General features: G+C 60.7%; 22 protein-coding genes and 1 pseudogene. All 23 read left to right on the plus strand.

The genetic code is table 11. The annotated features are described in order from the left end of the window. Positions 1–18 precede the first annotated feature (18 nt). Entirely contained in the window at positions 19–900 is an 882-nt protein-coding gene (locus tag AB4M76_RS01680; protein ID WP_368440081.1) for a recombinase family protein, read from the plus strand. Positions 901–1,034: 134 nt separating this feature from the next. Beyond that, entirely contained in the window at positions 1,035–2,228 is a 1,194-nt protein-coding gene (repA, locus tag AB4M76_RS01685; protein ID WP_058243484.1) for a plasmid partitioning protein RepA, read from the plus strand. Then, positions 2,212–3,141: a plasmid partitioning protein RepB gene (gene repB / locus AB4M76_RS01690; protein ID WP_276154158.1), complete on the plus strand. Its 930-nt coding sequence runs from the start codon at positions 2,212–2,214 to the stop codon at positions 3,139–3,141. Before repA ends, repB begins: the two co-directional genes overlap by 17 nt. A 213-nt stretch (positions 3,142–3,354) precedes the next feature. Next, positions 3,355–4,566: a plasmid replication protein RepC gene (repC, locus tag AB4M76_RS01695; protein WP_368440082.1), complete on the plus strand. Its 1,212-nt coding sequence runs from the start codon at positions 3,355–3,357 to the stop codon at positions 4,564–4,566. A 1,196-nt stretch (positions 4,567–5,762) separates the two neighbouring features. Continuing rightward, positions 5,763–6,238 (plus strand): annotated as a pseudogene (locus AB4M76_RS01700) (hypothetical protein). Positions 6,239–6,278: 40 nt separating this feature from the next. Beyond that, entirely contained in the window at positions 6,279–7,220 is a 942-nt protein-coding gene (locus AB4M76_RS01705; RefSeq protein WP_368440083.1) for an ArdC family protein, read from the plus strand. Between the two features lie 69 nt (positions 7,221–7,289). Beyond that, entirely contained in the window at positions 7,290–7,679 is a 390-nt protein-coding gene (locus AB4M76_RS01710) for a DUF3768 domain-containing protein (RefSeq protein ID WP_368440084.1), read from the plus strand. A gap of 158 nt (positions 7,680–7,837) precedes the next feature. Next, the gene (locus AB4M76_RS01715) at positions 7,838–9,820 is read left to right on the plus strand and encodes a ParB/RepB/Spo0J family partition protein (protein ID WP_368440085.1); all 1,983 of its coding nucleotides are present in this window, start codon (positions 7,838–7,840) and stop codon (positions 9,818–9,820) included. A 72-nt stretch (positions 9,821–9,892) separates the two neighbouring features. Continuing rightward, positions 9,893–10,486, plus strand: a complete 594-nt coding sequence (locus AB4M76_RS01720; protein WP_368440086.1) for a regulator — start codon at positions 9,893–9,895, stop codon at positions 10,484–10,486. Continuing rightward, complete coding sequence (locus AB4M76_RS01725; protein ID WP_368440087.1) at positions 10,486–11,139, plus strand: hypothetical protein; 654 nt, start codon at positions 10,486–10,488, stop codon at positions 11,137–11,139. The genes AB4M76_RS01720 and AB4M76_RS01725 overlap by 1 nt, the downstream gene beginning before the upstream one ends. 125 nt (positions 11,140–11,264) lie before the next feature. Beyond that, positions 11,265–11,591, plus strand: coding sequence for a type II toxin-antitoxin system PrlF family antitoxin (locus AB4M76_RS01730; RefSeq protein ID WP_368440088.1), 327 nt, complete (start codon positions 11,265–11,267; stop codon positions 11,589–11,591). Beyond that, on the plus strand, positions 11,588–12,106 hold the full coding sequence (locus tag AB4M76_RS01735; protein ID WP_368440089.1) for a type II toxin-antitoxin system YhaV family toxin: 519 nt from the start codon (positions 11,588–11,590) through the stop codon (positions 12,104–12,106). The genes AB4M76_RS01730 and AB4M76_RS01735 overlap by 4 nt, the downstream gene beginning before the upstream one ends. A gap of 93 nt (positions 12,107–12,199) precedes the next feature. Beyond that, complete coding sequence (locus AB4M76_RS01740) at positions 12,200–12,364, plus strand: hypothetical protein (protein WP_170850626.1); 165 nt, start codon at positions 12,200–12,202, stop codon at positions 12,362–12,364. Then, complete coding sequence (locus tag AB4M76_RS01745) at positions 12,354–12,506, plus strand: StaA (RefSeq protein ID WP_248411066.1); 153 nt, start codon at positions 12,354–12,356, stop codon at positions 12,504–12,506. Before AB4M76_RS01740 ends, AB4M76_RS01745 begins: the two co-directional genes overlap by 11 nt. 102 nt (positions 12,507–12,608) lie before the next feature. Next, positions 12,609–16,871, plus strand: a complete 4,263-nt coding sequence (locus AB4M76_RS01750; RefSeq protein ID WP_368440090.1) for a strawberry notch-like NTP hydrolase domain-containing protein — start codon at positions 12,609–12,611, stop codon at positions 16,869–16,871. A 121-nt stretch (positions 16,872–16,992) separates the two neighbouring features. Next, on the plus strand, positions 16,993–17,379 hold the full coding sequence (locus tag AB4M76_RS01755; protein ID WP_368440007.1) for a DUF6878 family protein: 387 nt from the start codon (positions 16,993–16,995) through the stop codon (positions 17,377–17,379). A 1-nt stretch (position 17,380) separates the two neighbouring features. After that, entirely contained in the window at positions 17,381–17,842 is a 462-nt protein-coding gene (locus tag AB4M76_RS01760; protein ID WP_368440091.1) for a hypothetical protein, read from the plus strand. Positions 17,843–17,942: 100 nt separating this feature from the next. After that, positions 17,943–18,245, plus strand: a complete 303-nt coding sequence (locus tag AB4M76_RS01765) for a hypothetical protein (protein WP_368440008.1) — start codon at positions 17,943–17,945, stop codon at positions 18,243–18,245. Positions 18,246–18,370: 125 nt separating this feature from the next. Continuing rightward, entirely contained in the window at positions 18,371–19,099 is a 729-nt protein-coding gene (locus AB4M76_RS01770; RefSeq protein ID WP_368440092.1) for a DUF736 family protein, read from the plus strand. A gap of 153 nt (positions 19,100–19,252) precedes the next feature. Further along, positions 19,253–19,789 carry a hypothetical protein gene (locus tag AB4M76_RS01775; protein WP_368440009.1) on the plus strand — a complete coding sequence of 179 codons (537 nt, stop codon included), beginning with the start codon at positions 19,253–19,255 and terminating at the stop codon, positions 19,787–19,789. Between the two features lie 75 nt (positions 19,790–19,864). Next, on the plus strand, positions 19,865–20,518 hold the full coding sequence (locus AB4M76_RS01780; RefSeq protein ID WP_009815531.1) for a rhomboid family intramembrane serine protease: 654 nt from the start codon (positions 19,865–19,867) through the stop codon (positions 20,516–20,518). A gap of 249 nt (positions 20,519–20,767) precedes the next feature. Next, a complete protein-coding gene (locus AB4M76_RS01785; RefSeq protein WP_009815532.1) occupies positions 20,768–21,772 on the plus strand; it encodes an AAA family ATPase in 1,005 nt (334 codons plus the stop codon). A 128-nt stretch (positions 21,773–21,900) separates the two neighbouring features. After that, on the plus strand, positions 21,901–22,312 hold a 412-nt coding region (locus tag AB4M76_RS01790; protein ID WP_368440093.1), incomplete at its 3' end, for a hypothetical protein.

The raw sequence follows: 22,312 nt of genomic DNA on the forward strand, positions 1-22,312 counted from the left end.
TGCAAACGGCCAGATTTCATGCCCTTGATAGGCTATGCACGCGTATCCACAGAGGATCAGACCCCCCTGCCCCAGTCTGAGGCCCTGCAAACTGCGGGTTGCGTCGAGATCTTCGAAGAGCACGCCTCAGGCAGCAATCGCGCGCGTCCTGTGCTTGCGCGCGTTCTCGAACGCGTCCAGAGCGGCGACACACTGGTTGTCGTGCGAATTGATCGGCTTGCGCGGTCTCTGTCGCACTTGCTGGAGGTGATCGAACGTCTGGAGGCCAAGGGAGCTTTCTTCCGCTCGCTGCAGGATCCAATCGACACCGCCTCCCCTCAAGGAAAATTCACATTGCAGGTTCTGGGCGCCGCGGCCGAGTTCGAGCGCGCGCTGATACGTGAGCGCACAAAGGCTGGGCTTGCCTCTGCGCGCGCCAAGGGTCGCGTTGGTGGCAATCCTGGGCTACGCGCCAAGGATCCCGCCGCGCTGCGCAAGGTGCGGCTGGCGCGACAGGACGGCTACATGGAGCGCCTGAACGAAACCGCGCAGGATTGGGTGCCACATGTGCGCCGCCTGCGGCCGGATATGGCCTGGGAAGATGTTTCGCGGATCATTAATGGCCCCCTGCCCCACGACCGGCACTGGACCCAAAGCCGCCTACTCCGTGCTGTGAAAGCCTATGTCCGCGACGGGTTTCTACCAGATGCAGTGCTTAGCCGCGCCGGACGCCGCGAAACCGATGACCGCCTGCCGGCCATCGGGGCAGCGATCAAAGGCGCGGACCCCGAAATCACACTGCAGGCGATCTGCGACCGGCTGGAATCGATGCGTGAGCGCACCCCTCGGGGTCGTGCAAGCTGGCAGCCGTCTTCGGTCAAAATGCTGCTTAAGCGTGCGGAAAAGTTGGGGCTCCTCTGAACACGACACTTGTGTTGGCCTAACGGATTGCCACCAAATCTAGAAAGTGCTTGCACGAATCTGGCTGCTCGGGCAATAGTCTCGAAAAATAACGCGCGGTCACATAAAAAACGCGCCCACGGGTCGGGGCACACATGAGCGAAGCAGAACAGGATCTAGATATCGCCATCGGGCACTACGCGGAACTTCTCGCGTCGAACCTGCATGCTCAGCGCGCTGCACACTTCCCACCAGATGCAAAGAAGGTGATGCGCACTTTGACCAGCGGAGAAGCTGCTGAGCTCCTTGGCGTCGACCATACCTATCTTCGGAAGCTTCATCGAGAAGGAAAGATCGTTGATGTCGAGACGACGGCTGGAAGTCATCGTCGCTATACGCTCGACGATATCTGGGAAATCCGGCAGACGCTTGAAGGAAACGCAAAAAAGTCTGGAACTTACGTGCCTGGTCGTCGCGACAGTGACGAGCTTCAAGTCATTTCAGTGGTGAACTTTAAGGGCGGATCTGGCAAAACGACGACGTCCGCTCACCTCGCTCAGCGCTTGGCGCTCAAGGGGTACAGGGTTCTTGCGATCGATCTCGACCCCCAAGCATCTCTTTCGGCTCTTCACGGAATCCAGCCAGAACTCGACCTCATGGAGGGCGGAACCCTCTATGATGCCGTTCGCTATGACGATCCGGTTCCGATCGCCGAAGTGATCCGCAAGACCTACATCCGCGGCCTTGATCTGATCCCGGGCAACCTTGAACTCATGGAGTTCGAGCACGAGACGCCTGCTGCGATCCAGCGAGGCGGAGCGAAGGCGTTCTTCGCGAGAGTTCATGACGCACTCGATAGTGTTGAAGCGAACTACGACGTTGTTGTGATCGACTGTCCGCCGCAACTTGGTTTCTTGACGATGTCAGCACTTTCCGCGTCCTCGGGTGTGCTCGTGACGGTTCACCCGCAGATGCTTGACCTTATGTCGATGTCCCAATTCCTGCGAATGACTGCGGATCTCCTTGGAGTAATCAGGGATGCAGGCGCAAATCTGCGCTTCGATTGGCTTCGCTTCTTGCCAACGCGATACAAAGTCGGCGACGCACCACAGACCGAAGTCATCGCCTTCATTCGCGGGCTCTTTGGGAGGTCGGTCCTGACCAATCACATGGTTGAGTCGACCGCAATTTCTGATGCCGGCTTGACCAAGCAAACGCTCTACGAAGCTGACAAGAAGGACTTCACGCGTCAGACGTTTGATCGTGCGATCGAATCTATGAACGCAGTGAACGATGAAATCGCTGAAATCATCCAGAACACATGGGGGCGGAATGGCAAGAAAGCCTAAACTTGGCCTGCCGCTGCAGACCCTTCGCAACGCTCCTGACGCTCTTGAAGGGCGCAGACTGCGTGGCGGTGTTTTTGAGATCGATCCGGCGCAGATTGTTACCGAAGGACGGTTGGATGACAGACTACAGATTGAAGTTGAGGGCCTGAAGAACTCTATTTCCAAGAACGGTCAGCGTGTGCCTGTCTTGGTCCGCCCACTGGAAGCCGATCGCTACAACCTGATCTATGGCCGCAGACGCTTGGAAGCATGTCGCGAACTCGGTATCAAAGTTCGAGCCATCGTCACAGAGGTTGAAGGTGATCAAGCGCTTCGAGATCAGCTTCTCGAGAACCAAGAGCGTCGTGATCTGAGCTTTATTGAACGTGCGCTTGTAGCGACGGCGCTTCTAGACGGCGACCATTTGGAAGGGGCTGAGCGCACCAATCGTGGTGTCGCCGAAGTCCTTAACCTCCACGAAGCTGGAGTTTCACAGCTCTTGAGTGTCGTTCGGACGGTCGGCGAGGATCTCATCCAGGCAATTGGTGCAGCTCCTGGGATTGGTCGCCCGAGATGGGAAGAGCTCAAAAAGGCTTTGGGTGCCTACGACGGTGATCGGGACCAGCTGCTAGCCATAGCTCATGCAGCCAAGTCCGGAAGTTCCGGCTCGGTCGATGAGGTTTCTGAGCGTGCGTTTCTCGCAGTTCTGGCAGCTGCGAAGAGCACAGAGAGGAAAGCAAGCCCGTCTAGAAAGGGTGCGCCTGCTTTGGCCATCCCCGGTGTTGGAGCTGCGACGGTCAAAACCGGCCGCCAAGGCAAGCAGCTCAAACTTGATCTAACTACGGATGAACCTGATTTTATCAGCTGGTTGGAGGGCAACGCCCCAAAGCTGATTACCGAGCTTCATGAGCGCTGGAAGCGTTCAGGAGACTGAGGAAGAGCAACCAACAAGAAGGAGGCACGATACAGGCAAAAAGAAAAAGGCCCCGAGAAGCTAGCTTCACGAGACCTTTGTAAGGTTTCGCACCGGGATCAGACCGCTACAAAATCTCAGTTTTCGCACTTCTGAATGTAGCGTTCTGGCCCCTACCCCGCAAGCGCAAAGCGATTCGCGGGCCCTAGAATTTTTGTCTTCGTGGACATTTTCATGGAGTACACACCAATCTCGCCGTTTATGCGGCCGATATCGCACGCCCATTTGCGCGTCATTGAGCGACCCGAGGCATCTGTTCCAGCCAGACCCGTTAACAAGTGGGAACTCCTGCGCGAGCTCTCCAAGGCGCAAGCGGCCTTTGGGGTCTCGGAACGTGATCTGACGGTTTTGCAGGGGCTCCTCAGCTTCTTTCCGGACGATGCGCTTGGCGGGAACGCCGAGATGGTCGTCTTCCCCTCGAACAAGGCGATCTGTGAGCGCTTGAATGGTATGCCCTGCTCCACGATGCGTCGTCACCTCGCGCGTCTTGTCGAGGCTGGCTTGCTCCAGCGGCGCGATAGCCCCAATGGGAAGCGCTACGTCCGTAAGCACGGCGAAGACCGCGTTGCCTTTGGCTTCGATCTTTCCCCTCTCTACTGCCAGTCTGAGGAGATAGCACGGACCGCAGAGGCCGTACGTGAGGCTGAGGAGCGCGTCAGGCGCCTGAGAGAGGTCGTAAGCCTCATGCGCCGCGATCTCGCGGCCCTCGCCGAGTTCGGAGACGAGATGCAGCCAGGCCTAGGCTTCTGGGATCAGCTTCGCGACAAAGCTGCCCTCACGGCCCGCGCGCTCCGCCGCAAGCTTTCAGTTGAGGACCTCGCGGCCTATCGAGCCGACCTTGAAGCTCTCCTTGACCAGGCACGCAACGTCATCGATGGCCCTGAAACAGAAGAAATGAACACCAATGATGCCCAATCTGAGCGTCACCATCATAATTCAAAAAAAGAATCCATAGATCTTGAACCTGCTTTAGAAAAAAGCGGGGCAGCGGCGGGTGTGCCAGATGTGGATACGAATGAGCCGGTGGCTGACGTTGATGAACAGGACACAAGACACATGCCAAAGATCCCGCTGCACCTAGTGATCGCGGCATGTCCCTCGCTCAAGACCTTCTACCAAGGTGAGATCCGGCATTGGCATCAGCTCTTCGATGCGGCGTGCCATGTGCGGCCAGCCATGGGCATCAGTGCGTCTGCATGGGAAGAAGCCCAGCGGTTCATGGGTCCGGAGCAAGCGTCGATCGTCGTTGCTGCCATGCTGGAACGCTTCGCGGACATAAGATCGCCTGGTGGATACTTGCGAGCTCTGACTGCTAAAGCTGCGGCAAGCGAGTTTTCCTGCGGCCCAATGGTCATGGCATTGATTGGCGGGCGGAACGCGGCTTAACAGCTGTTAAACTCCGATCTGCTGCGGCTGGCTTGGCATAACTTAACAGCTGTTAAGTAGGCTCTCGGCACACAAACGGTGTTCGAGAGAGAAAAGTTAGGGGGTTGAGGTGTGGCGGTATTTGAAATCGTGAAAGTGGCTTTCGCCTTCGTCGCGGCGAAGATCTGATGACGAGGGCATCCCGATCATCATGGTAAAACCACAGCTGGTGACCATCGCTGCTAGTAGCGCAAAGGCAGCTAGCGAAGAACATACAGAGCGTTGCGCTGTAGCCAATCTAGCAGTTGCGCGCCTCCGCGGCCCCTGCCCTTTTCGATGTCTGTGATCTGATGATGAATACCCTCAACAATTGGCTCAACGCTATCCGGCGCCTGCTGACGGCGATTTGGGTCCTGGCCTCGGATATTCCCTTGGCCTTCATGGGTGCTAATGCCTGAGAGGTAGGTTATGGATGTCTGTTGCATGATATCGCGGCTACGGGCCGTAGCGCACAAGGAGCAGACGATCGATGGTTGCCAAAACCGTTTGACCAAGGGCACGATCCTCGAATTCCCGCGCGCGGGGAGCTGGTAACTTCTCAGTCACTTCGATAATGGCGACACAGCCAGCGAGTCAATCGGCTCCTCAAGCGCAGCAGCTGGTTGCCAGCGGTCCCGCGTTTCGCTGATTTGGTCGTAGTGGACGACGAGGACATCGCAGAACAGCGGTTGCAACTTAATCTCTTAATTTCATGACACCCGAACTCTTCAAAAGAGTGTTTTGATGTTGGCTGCGGACTGATCTGATCCGCCCGATAACGGAAAACAATTTAATAACAATAGGTTATTGCGTTCTGGTATTCGCGACGAGAAATCATGCCCATAATAGCCTTCATCGAAGTGGCTTCCCTTTCCAGGATGCCGATCCGCTACATCGACGGGAAGCCAAAGGATCAGCACGCTCTACGAAGAAGTTGGCAGTTGCGGGCCGATTGAACGGTCTGGGCTATCTCGTGACGAAGAAACCGCCACAGGTCTAGCCGATAGGCCCTGTGGAAGTTCTGATCCCGTCGTGCCAGTACAGTTCGGTGGAGGTTGGGTGTTTAATGGGTTTGGTCCACGAAAAGTAAAAGTGTTCTTCGGGTTTTGTGACTGACGGATGAGGGCCTTTGGGGTGCCTCGGATGGGTCCGGGCCGAGTTCCGGTCTGCCATTCCGGATGAAGGGCATTCCCATGCAAACAGGTGTCTTGCGCGTGCTGCGCGCGACCGCTGCCTCTTGGTGGCGGCATAGAAAGCTGCGTCGAACCGGCGAGACGGAGCTGGCACGGCAGCTCGAGCGGAAAGCCGTTCTCCGCGATCTCGGCTATCTCAGGCAGTGCCAAACGCGCATGTGATCTGCGGGGATGGTGGGACGTTCATCCATCTCGGTTGGACCACCGTGTCGACTCTCGCGCCTATCGAGCGCTTCCCCCTGGCCGTGCTTGCGGTCGCACTAGGGACACCCGCCATCGACATTCGACCCGTCACCAATGTCATCGCCTTCGCGAACCTGCCGCAAGTTACGCGGGACGGTTCGGTCGACCCGGACCGTTCGGGTGCCGGCAGGTCCGTCTCGCTGACCACCTACATCGACATGGTCGAAAAGCTAGGTGCCAGCATCACCAACGATCCGCGGCCCCGTCGGTCAATCTGATCTCCATTCCCTCTCACCAAAACTCGAAAGGACGCCAGCCATGGCCCGATCCCGCACGCCCAAATTCGATGCCTCCGAGGTCATCACCAACGAAATCATCCGTATCATCGAGCGCGGCGTTCTGCCTTGGCGCAAGCCCTGGACGGCTGGCGGTAGCTCCAGACCCTTGCGCGTGGGCGGTGAACCCTACCGGGGAGTGAACAACTTCCTGCTGACGATGCGGACCGTGATGGCGGGCCACAGCTCTCCCTTCTGGATGACGCTGCCGCAAGCCAATGCGTTGGACGCAAAGGTCCGCAAGGGCGAAAAATCCTCTGTCGTCGTTTATTACGGTCAAAGCCGGAAAGACGCGGGCGCAGATGAGCATGACCGCAGTGACGAGGATGATCACTCCGAGGAAGCCCGTATATTCCGCTTCCAGAAATCCTACCGCGTGTTCAATGCCTGCCAGATCGAGGGTTTGCCGGATAGCTTCCATCCCGAGCCGGACCCGGTGCTTGAGCATCCTCCGTCCGAGCCCATCCCGCACATGCAGGCGTTTTTTGACGCCATCGACATCACGACCGTCTTCACAGGAACAGAAGCGTACTATTTGCCGCCCGTGGACAAGGTCTACATGCCGTCCATCACGCGGTTCCAGGATCCGCGCAATTTCTACGGGGTCTGGGCCCATGAGCTGGCCCATGCCACGAAAGCCCCCCATCGACTGAACCGTGATTTCGGGTTCTCGAAGTTTGGCAACACGTCCTATGCGCGCGAGGAGATCGTCGCGGAATTGACCTCGGTGTTCCTGGGTCAGACGCTCGGCTTCACGGCGCATACGCTCGAGATGAATGCCGCCTACCTGCACAACTGGTTGCGTGTCCTTCGCTCAGATAAGGCCGCGATCTTCCGCCACGCCGCTGATGCGCAACGTGCCTGCGACTACCTGATTGCCAAATCGGAGACGGGCAGGGCCGGGGAGAACGCCGAGGCCGCTTGAGGGTTGTGCGTCGGCAAAAGTGAAAGAAGGCTGTGGGAAGGGTGTTTCAACTTCTCAAAGGAGAGCCCTATGACCATCACTGCGCAGCCCCAGACAGAATACCCGGATCCGAATGTGATCGCGGCGCAGAACGACGCGTTCCGCAAGCTTGCGTGCCTTGGAGTGCCGCCCGCGCAGCCCATCCAGGGCCGGATGCATGTCACCCGCTCGATCATGGAGGCCGGTGACGGCTTTATGGCCGAGGCGGTGAAGGCCACGGGCACGTTCGACACCTTCGAGCCTGAGAATGATCCCGAGGGATGGCATGATTTCGGGGCGGTCGAGATCCGGGGCGAGACCGTGTTCTGGAAGATTGATCTCTATGAGGCGGATTCCGACTTTCGCTACGGTGCCGAGGCCCCGGACAATCTCGCGACCACCATGCGCGTGCTGACGATTATGCTGGCGCGCGACTGGTAAAAGGGCAGGGGACCCCTCTTTCTGACATTTGCGCCGATGAAGGCCCGCTGACCCCTCAAAGGGGAAGCGGGCCTTTTGTCGTGGTGATCCCCGAAGCCGGGGATTGGTCACGCGCGTGAACGCGCGGGCCACACCTCACCCACCTGGAAGGATATCCCATGACCACAAGCTTTGCCCCTCTCACCGTCGCCATCGGCGATCTGGTCCCGCATCCCGCAAATGTGCGCAGCAACTCGCCGGAAACCTATGATCCCGAGAACATCGCGCATCTGAACGCCAGCATCGCTGTGCTGGGCCTGCTCCAGCCGCTTCTGGTCCAGAAGATCGACGGCAAATATGCCGTACTCGCAGGCGGTCGCCGCCATGCCGCCCTGAAGGAGCTGGCGGCAGATAAGGCCGCCAAGGCGTTCACCGCTAAGACCAAGGTCGACTGCCGCCTTGTCCCTGAGGATTGCGACGTCATCACGGCCCTGTCGCTCGCCGAGAACATCACCCAGGCACCGATGAATGCCATCGACGAGTTCGAGGCCTTCGCCCGGATGATGGAGGTCGACGGCCAGACGCCCGAGACGATCGCAAAGACCTTCGGCGCCACGGTGGCGGCCGTGAAAGGCCGGTTGCGCTATGGCCTTATCCACCCCGACATCCGCGCGGCTGCCCGGGCCAAGACGATCACGCTCGATACGATGAAGGCCTTTGCCGAGCATCCCAGCCAGGAGGTTCAGCGCGAGGTTTATGAGGCGCTGACCAAGGAAGACAGCTACCTGCAGGCCTACACTGTTCGTCAGGCGCTCAAATCCCGCGGCGTGCAGGTCAGCGACGATATCGGAGCTTTCGTGCGCGCGGACTACGAGGCCCGCGGCGGTGCCGTCGCGGCTGACCTTCTGGAAGAGCATTCCGTGCTCGAGGATGCGGCGCTGGTCGAGACCATCCTGCTCGAAAAACTCAGTGCCGCCGCCGAAGAGGCCCGCGCAAAACTTGGCTTTGCATGGGCGGATGCGATGGTGCGCTATGATTACGCAGCGATGGCTGACTACGGCCGCGTCTATCCCGGCCCGATCGAGCCGGATGAAGCTGCCCAGAAGCGCATCGATGAGATCACCGCCGAACTCGAGAAACTGCAGCTCGAGATGGAGGATGAGGGGCTCGAGGACGGTGCCTACAACGCGCTTTACGAGCGCGTGGACGCCTTGGAAGAGGAAGCGCGCGATCTGCAGGAGGCCTATAGCGCCGAGGACTTGGCCCTTGCAGGCGTGGTCGCGTCCTGGTCGAGTGGTCAGGTGACGCTCCATATCGGCCTCGTACGCCCGGAGGACACCGTAAAAGCGGAGGGCACGCGCGGCGCCTCGAGTAGCCAGACGGGGGAAGAGGCCCCTGACCCGGGCGAGATCAGCTACCCGGCCTCGCTGGCTGAGGACCTCAAGACCGAGCGAGCCATGGCGCTTGGGGCCGCGATGGCGCTGCATCCGGAGGCCACGCTGGATCTGACGCTCTTCAAGCTGGTCAGTGACGTTCTGGCCAGCGGCATGAGTGTCACGCAGGCGATCAAGGTCGAGGCCCGCAAGGAATACCGCAGCCATGCCAAGATGGACGAAATCAACGAGACCTCGCTCGAGCAGGTGGCGGCGGCGCATGATGCGCTTGATCTCTCGTGGCTCGATGACACCCGCGCGCCCGCCGATCAGTTCGCGGCGTTTCGCGCGCTGGAGGTCGGCGAGAAGGCCAAGCTCGTGGCTTATGCGACCGCCAGCACTACGCAGTCCTGCTTTGCGCGGGATCGGCAGCGCGACAGCCTGATGCATGAGTTCGAGATCGAGATCATGCCCGACATTCGCGCGCATTGGACGCCGAACGCGGCGCTCTTCAATCGCTTCAAGAAGGCTTGGCTCCTGAAAATCCTCGGCGAAGAATTGGGTCTGGCTCAGGAGGCGGTGACGCTGGCCTTGTCGAGCAAGAAGGAAATTGTCGCCTTCTGCGACAAGCTCTTCGCTGAACCCTTCGCCACGCTGACGGATACACAGCGCGCTGTCGTGGCCGCCTGGTGCCCGCCGATGATGCAGACCGCCGGTGGCGCCTGTGATGAGACGGCGCCGATCACGGAAACCCCGGAACCTGACGGCGAGGTCGCGCAAGCGGCCTGAGTCCTCATACGACCTGCGCGAGGCATTCCCTGCGCGGGTCGACCCTTCCACACCCAACGGAAAGACATCCCCATGGCTATTCTCAAGTTCTCTGCCTCCGCTGTCGCGGCGCAAATCGCCCATGCGCGCGCCTGCAAAACCTTCCTGCCCAACTGGAACGGGCCCCTGGACAGGCCCGCCCTGATCCTCATCGTCGGCAATGGTGTGCATCTGCGCTCAAACGGCATCGATGGTACGACCACCCGTATCGTTACCACCGAGCAGGCCGATCCCTCCTTCGCTTTCGCAGATGGCATGAACCCGTTTCGGGATACCGACTGGATGGCGCAGCGCCGCATGGCGTTTCGCGATCTGACCGGCCAGTTTTACACCGACATCCTCGACGATGTGCAGGTTCTCATCGACCGGGGGCGGGGGGCCATCCGGCTCGCTACCGATGGCCACAGCATCCGCGTCTTCGTGCGCCGGGCCTCGGACTATCTCATCGGCGGGACCTACGAGGTGCCCTCGGGCCTCGGCGGCACCTTCCGGGTCATTCTCAAGGATGCCTGCGACACCTTCGCGATCGTGCAGAACTGCGGCAATTGCGAGGATTTCGACGCGATGCAGCCTTATCGCGTGCCCCTCGATGCGCTGATGGAGATCGATGACCGGAGGGCAGCGTAATGGGTTGGCTCTTCTACACCGATCGCCGCGTCCAGACCTACACGGACGAGAAAGCGGAGATTGCCCGGCTCTGCACCTTTGCGGGCGACACGCGCAAAACCGAACTGGTCAAGGCCTGCAAGGTCGGCTCCACCTGGTATGCGGCGGCAAGGGTCACCAATCTCGACGGCACCGCTGTCGAAGACGCGACCTATATGACCGATCCTGATGGCTCCATCACTTTCGGGGCTGTCTTCCTCACCCGATACGATGACGGCTGCTGGGGTTACAAGGACATGGAGGAAAGTGCTGGCCCGAACGAATCTCGTGCTCCGCTTGGGCTGATCGAGCTTCTCTCCGACCTGAAAGACCCGGACAGCTACGCCCAGGACTGGCGTCAGCGCTGCCGGGACTGGGCGTCGATCCCGGACTACGAGGAAGGCGACAAGATCAAGCTCGCAGCACCTGTGACGCTCACCGATGGCAGTACCTGCCAGATTGTCACCGCGACCCACTACAGGCGCGGGCGGCAAAAGCGCCGCTGCTACCGCATCGAGGAAACTGGTGGGCTCGTACGCCTGTCAAAGGCCTCGCTTGCGGGCTCGGAGCTGCTCAGCTCCGCGAAAGGTGCGGCTAGCCCGGTGCTGGCGGAGTTCCTGGTCGGGCGAGATTAGGTCCTGCGCCGGACGGTTCATCGGCCTGCCCGGCGACAGCAGATGCTGCGGCTTGTCTTGACATGACAATGCAAATGCATTACATATCACGAGTAGCAAAGACCCTTTTCTTTCAGGAGACTGCCATGACAGCGCTCGCACAAGATGTCTCGAAACTCACGGACCGGTATCAGACGACCGTGCCGGCGGGTGTGCGCAAACAGCTAAAGTTGGGTAAGGGCGACCAGATTCGTTACTGTACCGAGCCGAGTGGCAGGGTCTATATCGAGCCCGTGCGCAGCGACGAGGACGATCCCGCGCTCGGCGCCTTTCTCGATTTTGTCGAGGCCGATATCAAGGCGCATCCGGATCGCATTCGGGCGTTCGATGGGGCTTTGCATGACCGTCTAGCAGCACTGGTCGGAGACGTTGACATCGATCTCGATGCGCCGCTATCGCCCGAGGATGAATGAGCGGCGATAGCGTGCCCGCAGGAGCGCCCCTTGTCGTAAACGGATGGTCGATTTATGGGCATCCGCTCTTTCTGGACCAGCTCGAAGGGCTGATCGAGGAGGTCGAAGCGCGTAAGGCTCGCGATCCCAAGACCTGGCGCAAGAAAAATTCCGCGAAACGGCTGGCCGCCATCTTCAAGCTGGTGACCGAGGCCATACCGGCGGACCCGGGTGCCGCCGCCTTCCGGCAAGGCGGCACACTCGGCGATCACCGCAAGCACTGGTTCCGGGCGAAATTCTTCCAGCAGTATCGGCTTTTCTATCGGTTCAACAGCGATGCGAAGGTCATCGTGGTGGCCTGGGTGAACGACGACAAGACCCTGCGCGCCTACGGCAGCAAGACGGATGCCTATGCGACGTTCAAAGGGATGTTGGAAGATGGCAATCCACCTGACAATTTCGACGCGCTCTTGAAAGAAGCTAAAGCGGCGGGCAAGCGGTTCGAAACTTCCCTTGAAGCGGTGCCCGATCGGTAAGTGGGCCAGCTTGCTGTGACCCTTTGGCATTATCGTTTACGACGCCCCGCTGGAAGATGTAGCTCGGCTGATAATAGGGTCGGAGAAAGCACAATGATTGAGGCGGAAAAGGATAGGCAGCACCTCGGGCTAGAGGAGCAATGCGCGCCTGACCTGACGGGGCACCGTTTCCCAATTGCTGTGCACGTTGCAGACATGCCCGATGACCTCGGCAAGCTGCTGGATATCGGGCTCGAGGAGCATTTCCGTGGCGGTTGATGTCAATTCGTATGACGCGTGGTTTCGCGCGAAGGTGCAGGCCGCGCTGGAGGAGGAATGCACGGGAACATCTCAAGTTCAGGTGATGCAGGCCGCACAGGCATTGATTGATGCGAAACGGGAGGTCGAACCCAAGTCCTGACCAAGCCTTGGAGGTCAGCGCGGTCTGACCTCCTTCACCCTGAAAAGCGAAAGCGGGCTTTTTGTCCTTTGGAACTCAGACCCTGATCCAAAGGAAATCCCCATGTCCAAGCCCAAACTGGCAAACCCGGCTCTCTCAATCTCCGACGCTGATCTCACCTCTGCGCTGCCGCAAATTGGCGCGGAGATCGACCAACAACCCCTGCGCAGCTCAGCGCTCGCGCGCATCATGCGCGAGACGTTTCATGGCAGCGATGCTGGCAGTGCCTGGGACTGGCGCATGGCCTACGACCTGATGCAGGCCGCGGCCATCCAGGTGCTGCTGCGTGGAGACGGTGCAGCAGGTGACATCGCCACCGCAAAGCTGCTTGCCTCACGGCTCCTCACGGAAACCCGTCGCTCCGAGCAGCAGATCCGGCTGCAGCAGTTTTCCACGCCGTTGCCTTTCGCGGCAATGGCCGTGCGGGCGGCATCCATTCGCAAGGGCGAGACCGTGCTGGAGCCCTCGGCTGGCACCGGTGCCCTGGCTGCTTTCGCTACCCGGGCTGGTGCCACACTTCTGCTCAACGAGATCGACCCCTTTCGCCAGAGCCTTTTGCGCGCGGTCTTTGGCGGCGATGTGACGGGCCATGACGGTGAGCATATCGATGATCTGCTGCAGACCCCGGTTCTACCCGACGTCGTGGTGATGAACCCGCCTTTCGCCTCCTCGGTCGATCGCTCGCGAGACAAGCACATTGCCGCCAAGCATCTCATCGCGGCTGCCAAGCGCCTGGCACCCGGTGGGCGGCTGGTGGCGATCATGCCGCCGGGATTCACGCCCGAACGCGATGCCGCGCATTGGTCACGCGCCTGCGGTTTGCTCACGCCGCGCTTGGCAATCACGATGCCGGGACAGGTCTACCGCAAGCTTGGCACCTCTGTCGAAACCCAGCTGATGGTCTTCGACAAGGTGCAGGAGGACGGCGAAATGATCCGCGTCCCTGTGCGGGATCTGGATGAAGCCTTGGCATATGTCGACGCCGTGGCCGCAACCCGGCCCGAGATGCGTCCCGCCCAACGGGCTGAAGCGACCCCTCATGCTCGGCCGACCGTTCCATCCTCTGCTCCGCGCAAGACCGCCGCTGCGCCTGTCGCCGCCTCCAAACCTCGGGCCACGGCCGTCCGCCCGCTCAGCTTCACGAGCCTTGAGACCCCGCGCGACAACAAGCCTATCTCGGACATTTATGCGCGCTACCGCCCGCAGCGGATCGAGATCGCGGGTGCGCAGGAACATCCCACGCCGCTGGTCGAGAGCATCGCCATGGCCTCGGTTGCCCCGCCCATGCCCTCAAACACGGGCAGTGATGACTTGCGCCTGCCCACACGGTTGATCGAGGAGGGAGATCTCTCCGAGGCGCAGCTCGAGACCATCATCATGGCGCATGATGCCCATGGGCGCGATCTGCCCGGTCGGTTTACCATCGATGACGACCAGACCAAGCTGACGCGCGCCGATGATGACCCAGACGCACGGGCCTATCGCCTTGGGTACTTTCTCGGCGACGGCACCGGTTGCGGCAAGGGCCGCGAATGCGCGGGGCTCATTCTCGTGAACTGGCTTTCCGGGCGCAGGAAGGCGATTTGGGTCTCCAAATCCGCCACGCTCATCGAGGACGCCATCCGCGACTGGACCGATCTCGGCGGCTCGCCCGCCGACATCCAGCCGCTCTCCAAATGGAAACCGGACCAGCCCGTCCCTATGGGTGACGGTATCCTGTTCGTGACCTACGCCACGCTGCGGTCCGCGGGCAAATGCGGCACCACGCGACTGAGCCAGATCTTTGAGTGGATGGGCGAAGACTTCGACGGTGTGCTGGCCTTCGATGAGGCCCATGCGATGCAGAACGCGGCAGGATCCGAGCAGGGCAGGGGGGTCAAACCCTCCCAACAGGGCCTTGCGGGCCTGCGGCTGCAACTGGCAGCACCCCGCGCTCGCGTCTTCTACATCTCGGCCACGGGAGCGACGAGCGTCCACAACCTCGCCTATGCCGCGCGGCTGGGGCTCTGGGGGCAGGGCCCCGAATACCCCTTCCAGAGCCGCGAAAGTTTCGTCTCGGCCATGGAGGCGGGCGGTGTCGCCGCCATGGAGGTGGTCGCACGCGATCTCAAGACGCTCGGTCTCTACACGGCCCGTGCTCTCAGCTTCGATGGCGTGGAATATGATTTGCTCGAACACGCGCTGACCCCGGCTCAGATCGAGATCTACGACGCCTATGCAGGTGCGTTTCGGACGATCCACCACAATCTCGAGGCGGCACTGACCGCGACCGGTGTCAACGATGCCTCGGGCGAGACCAATGCCTCGGCCGCACGCGCCTCTGCAAAGTCTCGCTTTGAAAGCACGAAACAGCGCTTCTTCAACCATCTCCTGATGGGCATGAAGGCGCCGACCATCATCCGCGCCATCAAGGACGATCTGGCGGCGGGCAATGCTTGCGTCATCCAGGTGGTCTCAACGGGTGAGAGCCTGCTGAAACGTCGGCTTGAGACGATGGACCCAGAGGACGAGCTGGTCGAGGGCGCGCTAACGCCGCGCGACTATGTTCTGAGCTATCTCGAGCAAGCCTTCCCGATCCATGCGCAAAAGCTCGTGGAGATTGACGGCAACATGGTGGCCGAGCCACTCCGGGATGAGACCGGCGCGCTGGTGGTCTCGCGCGAGGCGCTCGGCTTGCGCGATGCGGCTATGATGGAGTTGATGACTCTGGCCCCGGTCCCCTCAGCGCTCGATCAGATCCTCTGGGCCTTTGGCGAGGAGGCTGTCTCCGAGGTCACGGGGCGGTCTCTCCGGCCCCTCAAGGCCGAGGATGGTCATCTCTTCATCGAAAAGCGCGCCGCCAGCAGCAATTCCTCCGAGACCCAAGCCTTTATGGACGGCGAAAAGGATATCCTGATCTTCTCTGATGCAGGCGGCACTGGCCGATCCTATCACGCGGCGCAAACGGCCAAGAACCAGAAGAGGCGCCGGCACTACCTTCTGGAGCCCGGCTGGCGTGCCGATGCGGCCATCCAGGGGCTCGGCCGCACGCATCGCTCGGCCCAGGTCAGCGCGCCCTTTTTCCGGGTCTGCACCTCCGATGTGCATGGCGAGAAGCGCTTCACCTCGACAATCGCCAAGCGCCTCGACCAGCTGGGGGCCTTGACCAAGGGCCAGCGCGAAACCGGGTCGCAGGGCATGTTCCGCGAGGAGGATAATCTGGAAAGCCCGATCGCACGGGCAGCTTTGCGTGGATATTTCGCCGATCTTGCCGCCGGGCGCGCCGAGGCAATGAGCTACGAGAGCTTCACCGACTGGACGGCCCTCCGGCTGATCGACAAGGACGGCGTGCTGCTCGAGGAGCTTCCCCCGATCCAGCGGTTTCTGAACCGGGTGCTGGCGCTGCCCATCCACATGCAGAACGCGCTCTTTGCCGAATTCATGGCGAGGATTGCCGACCAGACGGAACGGGCGCGCGCGGCGGGCACGCTCGATCTCGGGGTGGAAACCCTGCGTGGCGAAAAGATCGAACAGGTCTCCACCGAGGATCTCTGGACCTGCCCGAAATCCGGCGCCGTGACGCGCATCATCGGGCTGGAGGTCACCGACCCGGTCCGTGTGCTGTCAGCGGATGACGCCCTGTCGCGCAATCCCGACAAGCTGCCGATGGTCAATCGCGCTTCGGGGCGTGCGGCGCTCATCTCGGCGCGGCCCATGCAGATGTATGACGAGGATATCGTCACGCTCATGCGCAAGGTGGTGCGACCCAATGGGTCCAGCTATCTTGAAGAGGTGCGGTTCGCGTCCTCGGCCTGGGAAGAGATCGGCAAGCCTGAGTTTGCAGGGCTTTGGGATGCCGAGGCCGCGTCCCTGCCTAAAACCACCACGACCAAGCTCTACCTGCTGACCGGGCTGCTGTTGCCGATCTGGAAGGACATTCCGACCACGAATGAACGCATCTACAGGGTCACGCCTGACGGGGCGACGGCCATGATCGGGCGCACGTTGAGGGAAGAAGGGGCGGCCGCGCTCCGCGCCCGCTTCCTTGTCTCCAACCCGCAAACGCCGCAAGAGATGCTGACTGCCGCTCTCGGCACCACCGCGCCGGTCGATCTGGGCCGGGGCCTGACCCTAACCCGTCGCCGGGTCGCAGGTGAGATGCGCCTCGAGCTGGGCGGTGCGGATCGGGGCATGATTGAATCTCTCAAGGCTCTCGGCTGCTTCACTGAGATCATCGCCTTCCAGCTGCGGGTGTTCCTGCCGCATGGGGAAGGGGTCGACACGGGCAGCATTCTGGCCCGGATCGTCGGGCGGGGGCCTGCTATCACGTCAGACCAAGCCGCCTGAAAGGTTAAAGCGGGCTTCGGGTCGGGCGTCGCGGATCGGGGTTTGGCCGGTCTGCGCTTTCCGGGCGCGCGCGGGCCAATGCCGCGCCGGGCCCCCCAATCGCAGAAAAGAGGACAGACCCATGACCAATCCCCAGATCGACTATGCCGCAATGGCGGCTCAGTGGCGCGCAGAGCGCGAAACCAACCTGAAGGAGACCCGAGCGGAACTGATCGTGCAATTGCGCGCCCTTGGCATCAGCGAGGTCACTGCCGAATACGAAGGCTATGGCGACTCTGGCAATGTCGAGGATGTGACGGTGCAGCCTGCAGAGGTCCAACTGCCGGAACTGCTTGCCACAGAGGTTGGCGTCTTCGCCTGGACGCTCGCCTATCACCATCATCCGGGGTTCGAGAACAATGAGGGCGGCTATGGCACGCTGACCTGGGACTTGCGCAACGACAGCCTCACCCTCGATCACGCGGACCGCTACGTTGAATGCTCGCACAGCTATGACGAGGGTCTGTGATATGGCCCATCCGCTTCATCATGCTGAAAGCTCTGCCCGGAAATTCGGCGGGGTGCCGTCTGACTATCAGGCCGTGCACGATTGGTTTGACGGTTCGAAAGAGCACCTCGCGCTCTTCACGCATCGGGCCTTGCGTCACCACGCCCAAGGCCTGTTCGAGGCCGAACGTGTCTTTGGCCTGACCCTGACCAATAGCGCAGGTCGGGATATCCCCGTGCGCTGGATCGGCGAACAGCATGTCCGCGAAGACTGCCAGGGCCGCATCCCGAGCATGGCGGACTGGCTGCGACGGATCCAGCCCGAGCCATGGATGGCCAATGGCCATATCGACCGGCATGTCGGCTCCGAGCCCTGCGGCGATCCAAGGGTCGCCTGGGCCTCCGAGGTCGCAGCCGGCAGAACGGTTCTCGGCCTGAAGGATTGGATGGCGGCACGCGCGACGCAAGCCATGCAAGGTGCCTGACAGCTCTCGGTCGTTTGCCAAACGAATGCTGCATGGAAGCCCGGTCGGAATATCGGGCTTCTTGCGTCGTTTACCCACCATTCTTCGTAAGGAGGTTCGCATGACACTCGATGAAATCAAGACCGCCGTCGATGCCGGTCAGACCGTGCATTGGGTCAATACCGGCTACGTTGTGCACAAGGACCGGCTCGGTCAGTACCTCATCACCTATGTGCCGAATGATAGCTGCATCGGCCTGACCGACCGAAGCGGGCACCGGTTGAACGGCAAAGAGGCGGAGTTCTTCGTCGCGCGATCGAAGGACGGCGCGGAAAATCCGGGCAGCCAATCAAGACCAAACGGGCAGGGGAGGGGCGTAGCACCCGGAGGCGCGGGGGCATTCCCACTCGGACAGCAGCTCTGATGGGTGGGCGGGGTTGAAAGGAAAGCAGGCTTTCTGGTTTGTGATCCCAGGAGGGGTCGAGAAAGCAATCCCGGATGCGCTGGCAAGAACGTCGGGCACCGGCCAATCTGAAAAGGAACCATCCCATGTTCGCAGGAACCCTCACCCGCAATGTCGCGACCGCAGCCGCCGAGTACACCGGCATGATCCATTCGACGCGCTTCGATGTCGCCATCCAGCTCGAAACCCGCCCGAAAATGTCCGCACGCAGCCCGGATTACGACGTGACGGCGATCAACAAGTCGGGCCGCAAGGTCCGCATCGGCACGGCTTGGAACGAAACCGGCAATACCAGCGGCAACCCCTACATCTCGATGCAGATCGATGTCGGCCTGGGCCCGTTCCGGGTCAACGCGGTGCAGACGAAAGAGGCGCGCGCGGCCCAGAGCGGCGAATTCGAGATCATCCCGCTCGTCTCGAACGGTCTGATGAAATCCGGCTCGATCTCGGGCGAGCTCACCGCCATGGACGCCGACAACGCCTTCACTGGCTACATCGCCAACATGATGTTCGATCTGGAGTTCATCCTGATCGAGAACAGCTACAAGACCGAGGAGACCCACCCTGACTACCGGATCGAGGTCAGCTCGCCCCGGGGCACGCCGATCCGCGTCGGCTCGGCCTGGATGGCCAAGAGCAGCCGCACGGGCAATGACTACTTGTCGCTGCTGATCAACACGCCTGATGGGGACCTGCGCGTCAACGCCGTGCAGAACGAAGAGCAGCGCGGCGGGCAGACCTTCTCGATCATCCCGTTCATCGACAGCGGTGAGCAGCCGCAGGACGCGGGCGCGGGGCTGTCGCTGGTTGCCTGATCAGCGCGCGAGGTGAGACGATCTGAACCGAAAGGGGAGCCGTGGGATCACGGTTCCCCTTTTTCATGTCTGGCTGCACGAAGCACGCATCTGCTTGCGATCTGCTGACTATGATATACGATAATATATTATTGAATGGACGAGGGTAGGCGCATGGTGGCGAGACTAGGAAAAGCTCCGTGGTTCGAGAGCTTTGATGTAGACGCAGAGGTTGCAGAGCTTCTTGCTCATATCGAGCGTTGCACCGGATTTGCGCTGCCTGAACGACAGCGTGATGTCCTCATGACCCATGCAAGGGCAAAGCTCGACAGGACAAAGCAGGCAGTTCTGGAGGCCAAGGCTGCGGGAAAGCCGGTGTCCACATCGCGGCGTGCGTATCTGACCGACCTGCAGGACACGATCTTCATGGCGATCCCGGAGGAGAATCTCGCGCGGATGCCGCTGCGCGAGCAGGTTCTCAACGACCCGTCATTTTACGCGGATGCCATGCACCGCGCCGCCTCGATTAGCGAAGATGAGCTATTCATGGTGCTGTCCTCTTCGCTGAAAGACATGACCGTTCAAGACGCCCAGGCCTTTGTCTCAAAGCTCTGGCACAGCACGATTGACGACAATGCCCGTAAATACGCCGAAGCCCTGAAGCGCCCCGAGCGTGAAATCATGCCGCGGCGGCCTGGGAACACCGTTTAAGATCGGAGCCATTCTCTTGGCTTGAGCCCTACCGAGGTTGGCCGCCGCGACCCCCTTTCCCGGAGGTGGCACCCTGTGCTGCGCGCGAAAACCATTGAAGGCGCTGTGGTGACGTCTACTGTCGCCAACATGATGAACCGGGATCACATGCGCGTCTTCTTTGGGCGCACCGCGGCGCTTGTCGCCTTTGTAGCGCTGCTCTGGGCGGTCCAGGTCGTCAATTGGATCTTCGGTTACGGTTTGAACCCGGCCTTCGGCCTGATCCCCCGGCATGTCAGCGGATTGGATGGTGTCATCGCCATGCCCCTCCTGCATGGAAGCTTCGCGCACCTGATGGCCAATACGCCGCCGCTCCTGGTGATGGGTGGGCTGCTGGTGGCTACGACCACGCGGGCCTTGCTGGCCGTGAACGCCGTGGTGATCGGCCTCGGCGGCGGTCTTGTCTGGCTGTTCGGAAGCTCGGCCATCCATATCGGCGCGTCAGGGCTCGTCTTCGGCTGGTATGGCTTCCTCGTCGCGCGCGGCCTCGTGGATCGCTCCCCGATCACGCTGGGCGCGGCACTGGTGGTCGGTGTCCTCTATGGCTCCCTTCTCTGGGGCGTTTTTCCAGGCCAACCCAGCGTCTCGTGGGAGGCGCATCTCTTCGGCGCCATCGCGGGCGCGGGCGCTGCGTTCCTAATCCGAACGCATGTACATGCGCCGCGCCTCGGCGGCGTCGATCTGGACTGAAGCCGTACGCCAGACGTGGTCGGCCCCAACCGGACCTTCATCATTGACCGTCATGCTGCGTTGCGGAACGTCTTAGCTGACTTTTTTCGCCAGAGGCGTTACGCTCACACTGTCGCGTTTTTGCTTGGGGTGCCGAATTCCCGTCGACAAATCAGCGAGGATTTGCGATCTTCGCACAAAATCGAGACGGTCCGACAGACTAACCCGTTGGGAAAAAGGAAATCGTCGCAAGCACCAAGGGTCTGGAGCATGTCCAACGCAAAGCAGATACTGGCTATGCTCCAGAGCAAGGCGGACGGTGACGACGAGCATTTCTATTCAATTGCGTTGCAGGTTGCCGCCGCAGAGGCCCGGCAAGGGCGTCGTACACTCGCAGAAGACCTGAGGGCCGCTGTAGACAAGGCGCGGGAGAAGGCGGCGTCGGGCCAAACCGTCGCCGTGCCTTTCGCGTCCCCGCGTGGTGATCTTGCCGACTTGATCGAGATGCGCCCGCCGCGCTTCGATCTTGAAAGCGTCGTCATGAACGCCTCGTTGCGTGCGCGGCTGGATGACGTTGTCTTGCAACAGCACAAGCGTGACTGGCTCCGCGAACATGGCAAGACGCCCAACCGGCGTGTTCTCTTCGTCGGACCACCGGGTTCGGGCAAGACGATGTCGGCGGAAGCCTTGGCTGGTGAGTTGCGGTTGCCGTTGTTCGTAATCCGCCTAGAAAGCCTGATCACGCGCTTCATGGGTGAGACTGCCGCCAAGTTGAGGCTCGTTTTTGACGAAACCGCCCGTCACCGGGGGGTATATCTCTTTGACGAATTCGATGCTGTCGGAGGAAATCGAGGCGCGACGAATGACGTTGCCGAGATGCGCCGCGTGTTGAACTCTTTCCTGCAATTCATGGAAGAGCCGAATTCCACGGACAGCGTGATCATTGGCGCAACGAATTATCCAGACCTGCTCGACCCGGCTCTGTTGCGCCGGTTCGATCTGGTTATGGAATTCTGTCCGCCCACTGACGAAGAAATCCGCACGATCATCAAGTTCAATCTGCGGCCAATGAAATTCCCCAACCTGAAGTGGAAGAGCATTCTTGCATCGGCCCAAGGGTTGAGCCAGTCTGAGATTGCCCGCGCAACAGAAGACGCGGTGAAAAGCGCAATCTTGGCTGAGCGGAAGAACGTGACATCGGACGATCTGCTGCGCAGGCTGAATGACAGGCGAGAAATGCGAGAGGCGTTTCGACCTTCGGCAGTGAACAAGTAGTAGATGGCATCCAAGTACTCCTTACCGCATATCAACATCGAAAGCAGACGGGAGCGCGCGGACTTCAAGTCCACCAATGAGCGTTTTCCCGGAAGCCTCCTCCTCGGGACCGCCAGCAGCATGGCGCAATGCTCCGAGGGCAGTTCTCGCAGGCAGCAAACGACTTTGAGCAAGATCGTCCGCGCGATGAACGGGTATCTCCCGCTGCTGGTGTCTATTTGGAAGTCGAGCTTAGACCGAACGCCAGCCCGGATAGTCTGGAGAGGAAGAAAAGCCATCTGAAACCGGCTTCTGCAAAGCTGGGAGCTGCCGATACTCGGATCGTTGGCCTGTTTGTTCCTGAAGACGCAAAGCCGGTACTTGAAAGCATTCTGGCCGACTACCAGTCGGGCGAACTGACTGAAAAAGGTCAAAACCCGCCATACAAGTCATTCGTTGAACCGATTGAGGCCATCCGAAAGGCCCGTCTCGAAACCTTCTGGACAGATGATCTGGAAGCGCTGCCGCAAGACCCCAACGATACGATCTGGTGGGAGGTGT

Source organism: Sulfitobacter sp. PS-8MA (assembly GCF_040933935.1).
In the GTDB taxonomy this organism is placed as follows: Bacteria; Pseudomonadota; Alphaproteobacteria; order Rhodobacterales; family Rhodobacteraceae; genus Sulfitobacter.